Raw genomic sequence first — 13,297 nt, forward strand, 5'->3', positions numbered from 1 at the left:
GTTAATCAATATGCCGAAAAATAATAACGTGCCGTTGGCAAATATCAGTAAATGAAAAAAACAAAAAAGCGCTGGACGTTTTTTCCGTCACAGCGCTTTTTTATACTTCAGGAAAGCAGAAAACAGGGAAGAAAATTAAAGCAGTGCCGCCGCATGTGCGCGAATCGCACGCAACATCGCCTCAAGCCCCTGAGAGCGGGATGGCGTCAGGTGTTGATTCAACGCCAGCGATTCGAAGAATGGCCGCACATCTAGCTCAACAATCTCCTGCGCTGTCAGCCCCTGATACAGGCTGAAAACCACAGCAATCAGCCCTTTCACGATGGCAGCATCGCTGTCGCCATGTAGGGTGATAATGCCCTGTTCGTCGAGCTGTGTCACAATCCAAACTTGGCTTTGGCACCCCGAAATCAGGTTATCGGGATTACGCCACTCGTCGGGCAGAGGGTCAAGACGCTCCCCTAACTCGATGACATAAAGATATTTTTCTTCCCAGTCATTACAGCGCGCAAAATTACGCGCCAGTTTCTGCGGTTCTGGCAGACTCGCCATGTTTTCCTCCCCGGACAGATCCGCGCGCGGCGCTTAACTGCCCAGCAATCGATGGATACGTTGCAATCCGGCAACCAGCCGGTCAATTTCTTCGCGTGTAGTATAAACGGCCAGCGAGGCGCGGCACATACTAGGAACACCATAGTGTTCCATCAGCGGCATCGCGCAATGGTGGCCGGTGCGAATCGCAATACCGTACCGATCGAGGAAACTTCCAACGTCATAGGCGTGGTGCTGCCCAAGATTAAATGCGATAACGCCGTGGCGTTCAGCGGGCCCGTACACTGTCAGATCGGGCACCTGCGTGAGCGCTTCCAGCGCATACTGCATCAGAGAAGATTCATAACGTTGAATCTCTTCACGCCCCAGCGCCGTCACGTAGTCCAACGCAGCGCCTAAGCCCATGATACCGCCCGTGTTGGGCGAACCAGCCTCAAAGCGCCACGGTGAATCGGCATAGGTGGTGCCCGTATGCAGGCTCACCTGACGAATCATCGCCCCGCCGCCTTCCCACGGCGGCATAGCCTGAAGCAGGTCACGTTTGCCGTACAGCACGCCAATACCCGATGGGCCGTAGATCTTATGTCCTGAAAAGGCAAAGAAATCGCAGTCCAGATCCTGCACATCGACCGTCTGATGCATAATCGACTGCGCACCATCGACCAACGTAACCGCACCAGCCGCTTTTGCCTGTGCGATCATGGCCTTAACTGGATTTAGGGCACCGAGTACGTTAGAGATTTGCGTTACTGCCAGCAGGCGAGTACGTTCGTCCAGCAAGCCGAGAAGCTGCGCAACATCCAGAGAGCCATCTTCGGCTAGCGGCAATACGCGAACCTCAACGCCACGCGCTTCCGCCAGCATCTGCCAGGGAACGATATTCGCGTGGTGTTCCATCTCGGTGATGATCAGGTTATCGCCCGGCTGGATGAAGGTGCGGCCGTAGCTGTTGGCCACCAGATTGATGGCTTCCGTCGTCCCGCGAACAAAGACAATCTCTTCCACTGAAGCCGCATTGATAAAGGAGGCAACCTTCTCGCGCACGGCTTCCATCGCGCTGGTCGCCTGCGCGCTCAGCGTGTGAATGCCGCGATGCACAGCAGCATATTCATGGCGATAGAATTCGGCTTCGCGATCGATAACCACGTGCGGTTTTTGCGCACTCGCGGCGCTATCAAGATAGGCTAACGGTTGACCGTTAACCTCACTTACCAGCAGCGGGAAATCGGCACGAACCCGTTCAATAGGATAACTCATCATACCGCCTTGCCGGCATTCGCCAGCGCGTTGGGCAAACGCTGCGCGATACGTTGCAGAACCACATCTCGCAGAGACTCGTTTTCAATCGCTTCTGTGACTTCCGCCGCAAAGGCGAAGATGATCATCTGTTGCGCATCCTGCTGCGTAATACCACGAGAACGCAGATAGAACAGCTGTTCTTCGTCCATGCGGCCAATCGTGGCACCGTGGCTGCATTTCACGTCGTCTGCGTAGATTTCCAACTGTGGCTTGGTATCAACCTCAGCCAGTCGACCCAGCAGCAGGTTGTTGTTAGTCATCTGCCCGTCAGTTTTCAGCGCATGTGGCGCAACTTTGATCATGCCGTTAAACACCGCTCTGGCGCGATCGTTGACGATGACTTTATGCAACTGGCGGCTTTCGCCATAGCCCTGATTGTGTTCCAGATACGTTCGCGTATCGCACACTTCACTGCCAACCGGCAGGATCAGGCTGTTCATGGACAGATTGGTGCCTTCGCCATTCAACTGGGCGCTGGTGTTATGACGCGTCAGACCCGCCCCCAGCAAGAAGCTGTGGCTACGAACCCGAGCATCACGCGCCAGAACCAGATCGTTATGCGCGAAGTGGTAGCCCGCCGCCGCTTCAAACGCCAGCTTATAATGGCTAACCTGGCTATTTTCCGCTGCATTCACCGTCAGGCGTGCACCAGTAAAGTGCGCATGCTCATCCAGACTGACGTAGTGCTCGATAATTTCCGCACTCGCGCCACGCCCAACGTTCAGGTGATGACGATGGTGAACCGTGTTCAACGCGGCTTCCTGGCTGCTGCTAATGTGTAACAGGTAAAGCGGTTTTTCCGCCTGCTGTCCGGCAGCCAGATGAATCAGCGTACTTGTGCTAGCCAGACTTTCGGTCAGGTGCAGGAACACTTCGGACTGGATAGCCGCAGGCAACACGCCATGCGCACGCGCCGCCTGTACGTCAATCTGATAAGGACCCCAGGCGCTGTCGCTGAGTTCTGCGTTGAATACGCCATCGACAAACACCAGACGCCAGCTATCTACTGCTAAGGCCAGGGCGTCTACCGCTGCACGATCGAGAGACGGTGCCTGTGGTGCGACAAATTCGTTGCTCAGCAAGCCATCCAGCGGCGTGTATTTCCAGTGCTCATGCTTACGGTGCGGTAAGCCAAGGCGCACCACGTCCTGCCAGTGCTGGTTCGCTTCTTCAGAGCGGCGCGATGCATCGCGTTCAAACAAACCATGCCATTGCTGCAGCGCCTGCTCTTGTTTCTGTGCGATGCTGGTTTTACCCGTCGCGTTATCGCCCGTCACCTTATTGCTCGTCGGTAAGCCAGCCATAGCCTTGCTCCTCCAACTGTTTCACCAGCGAGAAATCACCGGATTTCACAATGCGCCCTTGATACAGAACGTGGACGTGATCCGGTTTGATGTAATCAAGAATACGCTGGTAGTGCGTGACGATGATGAACGAACGTTTGCCGTCGCGCAGGGAGTTCACGCCGTTAGAGACGATTTTCAGTGCATCGATGTCCAGGCCGGAGTCGGTTTCATCCAGAATGCACAGATCCGGTTCCAGCGCCGCCATCTGCAGAATATCGTTACGCTTTTTCTCACCGCCGGAGAAGCCCACGTTGACCGAACGGGTCAGCAAATCTTCCGGCATATTCAATAACTTGATCTTTTCTTCGATAAAGTCGGCGAAGTCAAAGCGATCCAGCGGTTCCTGCTCGCGGTATTTACGCACCGCGTTAACGGAGGTTTGCAGGAAGAACTGGTTGCTGACGCCGGGGATCTCTACCGGGTACTGAAACGCCATGAAGACGCCTTCGCCCGCACGATCTTCTGGAGACAATTCCAGCAGATCTTTCCCTTTGAAGTTCACCGAACCGTCGGTCACTTCATATTCTTCGCGTCCAGCCAGCGTCGCGGAGAGCGTACTTTTTCCTGAGCCATTCGGGCCCATAATCGCGTGAACTTCACCCGGCTTAATGGTGAGATTAAGCCCTTTGATGATCTCTTTGCCTTCTACGCTGACTTTTAAATTTTCGATGCTTAACATGCTTATTCCTTCCAACGCCCAATGTGGCGAGCGCTTAATGAATTCCGGGACCGATGATTCTCATTATTCTCTGTGAAAATCCCGGTAACCGCCGAATTAACCCACGCTGTGTTCCAGGCTAATCGCCAGTAACTTTTGTGCTTCTACCGCAAATTCCAACGGCAATTCAGAGAAGACGTCCTTACAGAATCCGTTCACGATCATCGAGATGGCGTCATCTTCGCTGATACCGCGTTGCAGACAGTAGAACAGTTGGTCTTCGCCAATTTTCGAGGTCGTCGCTTCGTGCTCCAACTGCGCGGTATTGTTGCGCACTTCCACATACGGGAAGGTGTGCGCGCCGCACTCGCTACCGATCAACATGGAGTCACACTGGGTGAAGTTACGGGCGTTGGTCGCGCTCGGCATGATCTTCACCAGACCGCGGTAGGTGTTCTCACTACGTCCGGCGGAAATCCCTTTAGAGATAATGGTCGAACGGGTGTTTTTACCGATGTGAATCATCTTGGTGCCGGTATCGGCCTGCTGACGACCATTGGTCAACGCGACAGAGAAGAATTCACCGACGGAGTAGTCACCGCGCAGAATAACGCTCGGGTATTTCCAGGTGATCGCGGAGCCGGTTTCTGACTGCGTCCAGGACATTTTCGAATGCTCGCCAGCACACAGCGCGCGCTTGGTCACGAAGTTTAGAATCCCGCCTTCGGCATCATCTTTACCGGAGAACCAGTTCTGCACCGTGGAATATTTCACTTCGGCATTCTTGTTGATGATGACTTCCACCACCGCGGCGTGCAGCTGGTAGGTGTCACGAACGGGCGCGGAGCAGCCTTCGATGTAGCTGACGTAGCTGTCATCATCGGCGATCAGGATCGTACGCTCGAACTGGCCGGTTTTTGCCGCGTTAATGCGGAAATACGTCGACAGTTCCATCGGGCAGCGCACGCCTTTCGGGATGTACACAAACGTGCCGTCGGAGGCGACCGCCGAGTTCAGCGCCGCAAAGAAGTTGTCGTTCGCTGGGACGACCGTACCGAGATACTGGCGCACCAGATCGGGATGCTCCTGAATCGCCTCGCTGAATGAGCAGAAGATAATGCCTTTTTCAGCCAGCTCATGCCGATACGTGGTCGCAACAGAGACGGAGTCAAAAATCGCATCGACCGCCACTTTCTTGCCTTCACGGACAGGAACGCCCAGCTGATTAAACGCGTTCTCTACTTCGCTGGTCAGGTAATTATTCACGTCCGCAATCCCAGATTGCTGCTTGGCGCCGGGCTCAGAGCCACAGCTGTCGTCGCAGTTACCGCAGGAAGGCGCGGAATAATAGCTATAGTCCTGATAGTCCAGTTTCTCGTAATGGGCTTTCAGCCAATGCGGTTCTTCCATCTCCAGCCACGCCTTGTAGGCGTTGAGGCGGAATTCCAGCATCCACTCAGGTTCATTACGCTTCGCCGAGATCGCCCGTACGACATCTTCATTGATGCCGCGCGCCAGCTCATCGGTTTCCAATTGCGTAAAGAAACCTTCTTTATAGCGTCCATCACCCATCCAGATCTGGACATCATCAGGTACATCTACCGTGCTACGTGCCATAATTTTTCATCACTTAAATGCCAAAGCTTTCGCCACATCCACAAGCATGCTGCGCTCTGGGATTATTAAACTTGAATATCTGATTCAGCCCTTCACGGACGAAATCAAGTTCTGTGCCGTCAATGAAAGGCATCGCTTTCAGTGGGACATACAGTTTTGCACCATCACGTTCGAATACCAGATCGTCGGTTTCGAACTCCTGTACCAGATCCAGCACATAGCCAAACCCCGCACAGCCTGATTGTTTAACGCTGAGCCGCAGTCCTTGCACGGCCTCATCCTGCTTCATCAGATTCTTAATCTGCTTCACGGCGCTTTCTGTCAGCGTCAATCCCTGCCAGACATTTTCATCCAGTGAAAACGTCCCTACATTTTCCGCTTGCATATGGAATACCTCATTACGTGTGGTACCAGTTTTAGGCTGGTTTCCCCTAATGTTAGTGATAATGAAACTAGCTTCAACCTCTTGTTTCGCAGGGCTATTCGTAACATTTCAGTTTTTAGCAAGCCAATAGCACCATTTTACACGTCTCGGGCGCGCCAAACAACGTAGTAAAAAACCAGCTAAACAATTGATAATAAATGAATTAATAGTATCACCTCGGTCCCTTTCGGGAAGGCGAAAATTATCATTTCGTTATCATTATTATAACATTTATCGGCGATACCTATTTGTAAAACAGGGAAGGTATATGAAGATTTATGTGATTTCCGATCGGACTTTTGACGTTAAAGCACGTTTTGCCCATTGATCATGACCTTTTTTATCAATATGATAATGATTATCATTTCATATCCAGGATCGATAACCATGCTTTCCGTGAATGCCTGGCTGCACCATCAAATTGACGAATATAAATTTCAGATTCGCGATGCCACCGTTGATTTCTATATGGCGGAAGCTCGCTTAAACCGTCCGGGAAGCAATATTGACCATTTACGTCGCTATCATAACGCCTGCATGGACATGGTTGAACTCTGTCTGAGAAATGGCGATGACGAGAGCTATCTGCATGCGCTGGTCAAGCTGCACAATCGGTTGATTAAAGAGATTAATAATGAAGGGCGTTGCCACCTGTTTCGCGTGCAAAGCTACTACTTTGCCCGTAACACGCTGAAGTCGATTTGCCATCAACTAAGTATGCAAGGCTCATGGGACAAAGCCACCGCGTTTCAGACCGACTTCGTTAAGCGCGTGCCGTTTCTCCCCTAAAGAACTATCGATTTACCAACAACGAAACCAGACCGACCAGCAATCTGGTTTCGTGCTTCATGCTTACGGCGTAATGACCGATGTCGTCAGACGTGAAATGCAGCACAGGCGATTCTGATTATCAAAAATCTCAATCTGCCATACCTGGCTACGGCGGCCAACGTGAAGCGCCCGGCATACGCCCCGCACTTCCCCTTCACGCACGGCTCGCAGATGGTTGGCATTGATTTCAAGCCCCACCACCTGCTGATCGCCTTCAGAACACAAATAGCCCGCAACGGAACCCAGCGATTCCGCCAGCACAACGGAGGCACCGCCGTGCAATAAGCCAAATGGCTGACGCGTGCGAGAATCCACTGGCATCACCGCTTCCAGATAATCCTCCGCGACATGGGTATAGCGGATACCGACATGACCCACCATACACGTTTGGCTCGGTTCGTTAAGCTGCTCAAGCGTAACCTGTCGTTTCCATAGCATCAGATAATCTCCAGCAAGGCCTGTAGCGGATGGCGCAATGCGCTGCCTTCCATGCGTTTCACCTGACTGCGACACGAATAGCCGGTAGTCAGGCAGCGTTTCTGCGGTAACTTCTGCAACACCTGCTGCCAGGACAGCGCATAGATTCCCTGCGAGTTGGCGAGGTTCTTGGTTTCATGCCCGTAGGTTCCCGCCATGCCGCAGCAGCCGACGCTGACATTCTCCAGTTTGGCACCAAAGCGTGAGAAAATGTCGGACCACTGTTTCGTGCTGATCGGCAGCGCCGTGGTTTCCGTACAGTGCCCCAGCAGATACCAGGATTCGCCAGTGGCAGGCTGCGACGTGCTGTCTGCCAATGCCGTCACCAGCCATTCATGCACCAGTTGCACCTGGAAATCGCCGCGCTTCTCACCCAAAATCTCACGGTATTCGTCGCGATAGCACAGCACCAGCGCCGGATCAACGCCCACCATCGGCATGCCTAATTTGGCGACGCGGTTCAGGAAATCTGCCGTCTTCGAGGCCGTTTTAGCAAAGCGCTGTAAGAAGCCTTTAATGTGCTGCGCTTTTCCGTTTGGCGAGAACGGCAATAGCACCGGTTTTAGCTTCAGCTTTTCGATCAGATGAACGAAATCCGCCACCACTTGCGCATCGTAATAGCTGGTAAATGGATCCTGCACGATTAACACGTACTGCTGGCGTGCCGCTTCCGGCAACTGTTCCAGCTGTTCCAGCGTGGTATTGACGCCGCTATGTCCGGCAAACTGCTGGCGCAGCGACGGCGATGACAGCAGCGGCAAATCGACCATACCAATCTGGCTACGGCTCAGGTTATTCAGCAGCGGCATTTTCAGGAAGAAGTTAAACGTCTTCGGGCTGCGCGCCATCAGTGGCGCATAGCTTTCGACACCGGCGACCAGATAGTCACGCACCGGACGCAGGTAGCGCGTGTGATAAAGTTGCAGGAAACGAGAGCGGAAACCGGGCACGTCAATTTTGATAGGACACTGTGTTGAGCAGGCTTTACACGCCAGACAGCCCGACATCGCGTCTTTGACTTCGTGCGAGAAATCGTAATCCCCTTGCTTCGCCTGCCAGGTATTGCGGGTCTTCTGGATAAAGGCGCGCAGGCTCAGCTTCTGCTGCGGCAACGCATTCTCCAGCGCGACGGGATCGACGCCCTGCTCCGCTAGCAGGCGTAGCCATTCACGCACCAGCGTCGCACGGCCTTTCGGGGAATGAATACGGTTGCCGCTGATTTTCAGCGACGGGCACATTGGGCTACGGGCATCAAAGTTAAAGCACAGCCCGTTACCGTTACATTCCATCGCGCCACGGAACGCCGTGCGCACCGTCAGCGGGATCGTGCGATCGAACGTGCCGCGCTTGACCGCATCAACTTTCATCATCGGCGCATCCACGTCCAGCGGCGCACAAATCTTCCCGGGATTAAGTCGGTTATCAGGGTCGAACGCGGCCTTAATGCGGCGCAGCTCGGCATACAGTTCCGGCCCAAAGAATTCGGGGCTGTACTCAGCGCGGAAGCCTTTCCCGTGCTCTCCCCACAGCAGACCGCCATATTTGGCCGTCAGCGCGACAATCTGGTCGGAAAGCTGTTTCATCAGCATTTCCTGTTGTGGGTCGCACATATCCAGCGCCGGACGAACGTGCAGCACTCCGGCGTCAACGTGGCCGAACATGCCATACGTCAGGTTGTGGCTATCTAACAGCGCACGGAACTCTTCGATGTAATCGGCCAGATGCTGTGGTGGCACGCAGGTATCTTCCGCAAACGGAATGGGCTTCGCCTGCCCTTTGCTGTTGCCCAGCAGCCCGACGGCTTTTTTCCGCATGGCATAAATACGCTCGATGCCGGACAGGTCGTTACAGGTTTGGTAACCAATTACTCCGCCTTCTCCGTTTGCCAGCAGCGTATCCAGCCGCTGACAGAGCGCGTCGACCTGCCCGTTAATCAGCGCTTCATCATCACCCGCGAATTCAACGATATTCAGACCGAGCATTTCCTGATTAGGTACATCGGTAATCAGTTCGCTAACGGAATGCCAGACGATATCTTCGCGAGCCAGATTTAAGACTTTGGAATCCACGGTTTCAACGGACAGCGCCTTCGCTTCCACCATGAACGGCGCATTGCGCAACGCGGAGTTGAAGGAGTCGTATTTGATATTGACCAGACGGCGGCTCTTTGGCAGCGGCGTGATATCGAGCTTCGCTTCGGTGATAAACGCCAGCGTGCCTTCCGCCCCGGTCAGAATACGCGTCAGATCAAAGGTCTGGAGATCATCGCTGAACACATGACGCAGGTCATAACCCGTCAGAAAACGATTCAGCTTAGGGAACTTGTCGATAATCAACGCACGCTGTTCGCGACAGCGGTGCAGCACCGTATGGTAAATACGGCCAATGGCGGAGTCTTCTAACGCCAGTTTCTCTGCCAGCTCTACCGGCATAGCCTGCGTATCCAGCATTTCGCCACCCAGCAGGACCGCACGTAGCCCCAGCACATGGTCTGAGGTTTTGCCGTACACCAGCGAACCTTGCCCTGAGGCATCGGTATTGATCATGCCGCCCAGCGTCGCCCGGTTACTGGTCGAGAGCTCGGGTGCGAAGAAGTAGCCATAAGGCTTCAGGTATTGATTAAGCTGATCTTTAATGACGCCCGCTTCGACGCGCACCCAGCCTTGCTCAGGATTGATCTCCAGAATGCGGTTCATATAACGCGACATATCGACCACGATGCCGCGATTCAGCGCCTGCCCGTTCGTTCCTGTCCCGCCACCGCGTGGAGTAAAGGTCAGCCCTGAAAAACGCGCCTCGCCCGCCAGCCGCGAGAGGATCGCGACATCGGCGGTTGAACGGGGGAAGACCACCGCATCCGGCAAAAGTTGATAGATGCTGTTATCCGTTGCCATCGTCAGACGATCGGCATAATTAGTCGCCGTATCGCCCGTGAATCCATTTTTCTTCAATGCTTCCAGAAAATTAAGCACCGGCTGGACCAGCCCGGGAGATTGCGTGATCTGTGGGATCATTATTTTTTGACCCTGTCCGTACATGATGTGTTTGCCAATATGTCGTGATATGCCTGTGAAGAGCCCGATATAGCCGCTCTGTCATCGGGGACATCACGTTTTATCACATTTCGCAATCGTGTGCGCTCCCGGATCGGCAAAAACATACAGCGTGTTGGCTAATGGCCGTTTCACCAACAAAATGTTCAATAGGCTGTCAAAACACCCAGAAATATCTCATGATGATTCGTGATTAACCAAAGCGACCTCGCCTAAGCCCTTTCTTTGCTATTGAGGAACGATTCATTGAGCAAATATTCCCAGCCACCACGACTTGATCTGGCCAGAATCCTGTTCAGTCTGGTGTTTATTACCATCATGATTATTGCCTGTTTTTGGGTGGTACAGCCTTTTATCCTAGGATTCGCCTGGGCATGTATGGTGGTCATTGCCACCTGGCCGATGCTGATTAGATTTCAGGCGCTATTATGGGGGAGACGTTCTCTCGCCGTGCTCGTGATGACGCTGCTACTTATCCTGCTATTTATTGTCCCGATTGCCGTTCTTGTCAGTAGCGTGGTGGATAACAGCTCGGTGCTAATGAGTTGGGGAGCCAGGCAGGAAAACTTTTCGCCGCCGACACTGGAGTGGTTGACATCCATTCCTTTAGTGGGAGAGAAATTATTCAACAGTTGGCAGGCGCTGTTGCAAAGCGGCGGCAGCGGTCTATTCGCCAAGGTGCAACCCTATTTTGGTAAAACCGCGACATGGCTGGTGGAACAGGCGGCGCATGTCGGGCGCTTTCTGATGCACTGCTCCCTGATGCTGATCTTCAGCGCCCTGCTCTATTACAAGGGGGAAGCCGTTGCGAAGGCTGTGCGACACTTCGCCATTCGGCTGGGGCAAGAGCGCGGCGATGCCGCCGTGATTCTGGCAGCACAGTCAATTCGCGCCGTCGCCCTGGGCGTGGTGGTAACAGCCATCGTGCAGTCAGTGTTAGGCGGAATCGGTCTGGGGCTGTCTGGGATTCCTTACACTACGCTATTAACCGTGCTGATGTTTCTGTGTTGCCTGGCGCAATTAGGGCCGCTTCCAGTATTGATTCCTGCGATTATCTGGCTGTATTGGACGGGCGATACCACCTGGGGCACTATCCTGCTGGTCTGGAGCTGCGTCGTTGGCACCATCGATAACGTTATCCGCCCAGTATTAATCAGAATGGGTGCCGATCTTCCTATGTTGCTGATTCTTTCCGGCGTGATTGGCGGCTTACTGGCGTTTGGCATGATAGGGATATTTATTGGCCCGGTCGTCCTCGCCGTTTCCTATCGTCTGCTGTTTGCCTGGATGCGTGAAATCCCCGAACCGCAAAACATCCTCTCTGTTAATACATCTAACACGCCAGATAAAGAGTAAGACCGGCAGTCACCGTTTTCTCTTCCCGTGGGCGGTACGCCGCCCACGCATTCCCTCTCTCGGCATCGCTTCTTCGGCATTATTTTCGTGCACGGTTTTAGCACCATTTTTCGGCGCTATCATTCCCTTACTTTTTCAATAGGTAAAAATAGCTAATGATTAACCCTCTATTCTTAGGGATTAGTCCTAAAAATTTTGATATCATTTCTCTAATGCATCAATATTATTGACAATACAAAAACTCTGAGAGGCCAATCCTTAAAAAATAATTAACTATTAGGATGATTCTTAATGACTGAGTAGGGCATAATCCATAGGATAAATACCGGAGCTAGTATTAACCTACTGTTTGTCAATGAGGTTTCCTCCTCGTCAGAGTGAGTAACGAATTGCTGTGTGTAGTCTTTGCCCATCCCCTGAGATGGGCCTTTTTTTTCCTTTCATTTGCCTTCCATTCAATTACGCTTCATCCCTTTTTTGTTATTCTCCTGTTTGCCTACCCTCAGTTCAGTTTTTCAGGAGTTTTTCATGATGCCTCTTGCCGCGAAGAGATTACTACTCTGTGGCTTATTCAGCCTTCTGACAGCCTGCGATAATCCAACGCCGACGACACAGCGCCCTTTGTTGACCATTGAAGGCAAAACCATGGGGACGTTTTACAGCGTAAAAATTAGCGGCAACATCACCGAGGACAAACAGCAGTTGCAACGAGAAATCGATGTTCTGCTGGAGCGGGCCAATGATGAGATTTCCACCTACCGTGACGATTCAGTCCTGTCGCGTTTTAATCAGTACCGAGGAACGGATCCCCAGCCCATCAGCAATGGCATGGCGGATATTATTCTGGCTGCGCTGCGTATCGGTAAAGCCACGCACGGTGCGATGGATATCACCGTCGGCCCGTTGGTTAATCTCTGGGGGTTCGGCCCGCAGAAGCAGCCTACGCGGGTTCCCAGCCAGCAGCAGATCGATGCAGCGCGACAACATGTCGGGCTGCGTCACCTGAAGCTGATCGGTGGCGAAAAAGGAGAATGGATTCAGAAAGATCTGCCGGATTTGTATGTCGATCTCTCCACGCTGGGCGAAGGGTACGGCGCAGACGTTCTCGCGCAGTTAATGACGCGTAAAGGGATCACCAACTATCTGGTTTCCGTCGGTGGAGCGGTTTCCAGTCGTGGGGTGAACGCTGAGGGAACGCCGTGGCGTGTGGCGATACAGAAACCCACCGATCAGGAAAATGCAGCACAGGCGGCGGTGAATTTGCAGGGGTATGCGATCAGTACTTCCGGCAGCTATCGGAATTATTTTGAAGAGGACAGCAAGCGCTATTCTCACGTTATCGATCCCGAGACGGGCAGACCGATTACTCATCAGTTGGTTTCTGCAACCGTGATTGCACCAACCGCGCTGGAAGCCGATGGCTGGGATACCGGTTTGATGGTGTTGGGAACAGAGAAGGCGTTAAAACTGGCAGAACAACAGGGTCTGGCGGTGTATCTGATTACCAAAACGGATAAGGGATTTAGCGCGGTAATGACGCCACAGTTTAAATCCTTCCTGCTTGCGGCACCGTAATATGAAAAATATGTTTTAGTACCGATTGCGATCAGCTGCTGCTGAGCGGTGGTAATGGAATAGAAGAGTAAAGCGTTTGCGCCAAGGACAAAAACGTCAGGAACGTTTT

11 protein-coding genes and 1 other RNA gene are annotated in these 13,297 nt (G+C 53.0%); 4 read left to right on the forward strand and 8 right to left on the reverse strand.

The genetic code is table 11. The features are described from left to right. Positions 1-135 precede the first annotated feature (135 nt). The 6 genes from sufE to sufA form a co-directional block, all read right to left on the reverse strand. Positions 136-552, reverse strand: coding sequence for a cysteine desulfuration protein SufE (sufE, locus tag H0248_RS01080; RefSeq protein ID WP_180784351.1), 417 nt, complete (start codon positions 550-552; stop codon positions 136-138). Positions 553-585: 33 nt separating this feature from the next. Next, positions 586-1,809: a cysteine desulfurase SufS gene (gene sufS, locus H0248_RS01085; RefSeq protein WP_180784357.1), complete on the reverse strand. Its 1,224-nt coding sequence runs from the start codon at positions 1,807-1,809 to the stop codon at positions 586-588. Further along, positions 1,809-3,155 (reverse strand): Fe-S cluster assembly protein SufD, encoded by a 1,347-nt coding sequence (gene sufD, locus H0248_RS01090; protein WP_180784352.1) that lies wholly within the window; start codon positions 3,153-3,155, stop codon positions 1,809-1,811. Before sufD ends, sufS begins: the two co-directional genes overlap by 1 nt. Beyond that, a complete protein-coding gene (gene sufC / locus H0248_RS01095; protein ID WP_014915795.1) occupies positions 3,130-3,876 on the reverse strand; it encodes a Fe-S cluster assembly ATPase SufC in 747 nt (248 codons plus the stop codon). Before sufC ends, sufD begins: the two co-directional genes overlap by 26 nt. Before the next feature lie 96 nt (positions 3,877-3,972). Next, complete coding sequence (gene sufB / locus H0248_RS01100; protein ID WP_180784353.1) at positions 3,973-5,472, reverse strand: Fe-S cluster assembly protein SufB; 1,500 nt, start codon at positions 5,470-5,472, stop codon at positions 3,973-3,975. A gap of 13 nt (positions 5,473-5,485) precedes the next feature. Continuing rightward, positions 5,486-5,857, reverse strand: a complete 372-nt coding sequence (gene sufA / locus H0248_RS01105) for a Fe-S cluster assembly scaffold SufA (RefSeq protein WP_015840661.1) — start codon at positions 5,855-5,857, stop codon at positions 5,486-5,488. Positions 5,858-6,283: 426 nt separating this feature from the next. On the opposite strand from sufA, the gene H0248_RS01110 reads away from it, so the two are divergent. Next, positions 6,284-6,685 (forward strand): hypothetical protein, encoded by a 402-nt coding sequence (locus tag H0248_RS01110; RefSeq protein WP_039286032.1) that lies wholly within the window; start codon positions 6,284-6,286, stop codon positions 6,683-6,685. A 63-nt stretch (positions 6,686-6,748) separates the two neighbouring features. Here the strand turns inward: H0248_RS01110 and menI are convergent, their stop codons facing one another. Both menI and ydiJ read right to left on the reverse strand, forming a co-directional pair. After that, entirely contained in the window at positions 6,749-7,165 is a 417-nt protein-coding gene (menI, locus tag H0248_RS01115) for a 1,4-dihydroxy-2-naphthoyl-CoA hydrolase (protein WP_104212276.1), read from the reverse strand. Then, positions 7,165-10,218, reverse strand: coding sequence for a D-2-hydroxyglutarate dehydrogenase YdiJ (gene ydiJ, locus H0248_RS01120; protein WP_180784354.1), 3,054 nt, complete (start codon positions 10,216-10,218; stop codon positions 7,165-7,167). Before ydiJ ends, menI begins: the two co-directional genes overlap by 1 nt. A 285-nt stretch (positions 10,219-10,503) precedes the next feature. Between ydiJ and ydiK the strand changes: the two genes are divergently transcribed. From ydiK to apbE, 3 genes are all read left to right on the forward strand, one after another. Beyond that, entirely contained in the window at positions 10,504-11,613 is a 1,110-nt protein-coding gene (ydiK, locus tag H0248_RS01125; protein ID WP_180784355.1) for an AI-2E family transporter YdiK, read from the forward strand. 325 nt (positions 11,614-11,938) lie between these two features. Next, positions 11,939-12,050: antisense sRNA RprA (gene rprA, locus H0248_RS01130), an RNA gene on the forward strand. A 91-nt stretch (positions 12,051-12,141) separates the two neighbouring features. Next, positions 12,142-13,188 carry an FAD:protein FMN transferase ApbE gene (apbE, locus tag H0248_RS01135; protein WP_180784356.1) on the forward strand — a complete coding sequence of 349 codons (1,047 nt, stop codon included), beginning with the start codon at positions 12,142-12,144 and terminating at the stop codon, positions 13,186-13,188. The last annotated feature ends 109 nt before the right edge of the window (positions 13,189-13,297 follow it).

The sequence above is a fragment of the Pectobacterium brasiliense genome, assembly GCF_013449685.1.
Taxonomy (GTDB): Bacteria; Pseudomonadota; Gammaproteobacteria; order Enterobacterales; family Enterobacteriaceae; genus Pectobacterium; species Pectobacterium brasiliense_A.

Bases quoted from the DNA above. Each gene is read 5' to 3' on its own strand.
- sufC (WP_014915795.1), bottom strand. From the start codon at position 3,876: ATGTTAAGCATCGAAAATTTAAAAGTCAGCGTAGAAGGCAAAGAGATC.
- apbE (WP_180784356.1), top strand. From the start codon at position 12,142: ATGATGCCTCTTGCCGCGAAGAGATTACTACTCTGTGGCTTATTCAGC.
- sufD (WP_180784352.1), bottom strand. From the start codon at position 3,155: ATGGCTGGCTTACCGACGAGCAATAAGGTGACGGGCGATAACGCGACG.
- H0248_RS01110 (WP_039286032.1), top strand. From the start codon at position 6,284: ATGCTTTCCGTGAATGCCTGGCTGCACCATCAAATTGACGAATATAAA.
- sufA (WP_015840661.1), bottom strand. From the start codon at position 5,857: ATGCAAGCGGAAAATGTAGGGACGTTTTCACTGGATGAAAATGTCTGG.
- sufB (WP_180784353.1), bottom strand. From the start codon at position 5,472: ATGGCACGTAGCACGGTAGATGTACCTGATGATGTCCAGATCTGGATG.
- ydiJ (WP_180784354.1), bottom strand. From the start codon at position 10,218: ATGATCCCACAGATCACGCAATCTCCCGGGCTGGTCCAGCCGGTGCTT.
- menI (WP_104212276.1), bottom strand. From the start codon at position 7,165: ATGCTATGGAAACGACAGGTTACGCTTGAGCAGCTTAACGAACCGAGC.
- sufS (WP_180784357.1), bottom strand. From the start codon at position 1,809: ATGAGTTATCCTATTGAACGGGTTCGTGCCGATTTCCCGCTGCTGGTA.
- sufE (WP_180784351.1), bottom strand. From the start codon at position 552: ATGGCGAGTCTGCCAGAACCGCAGAAACTGGCGCGTAATTTTGCGCGC.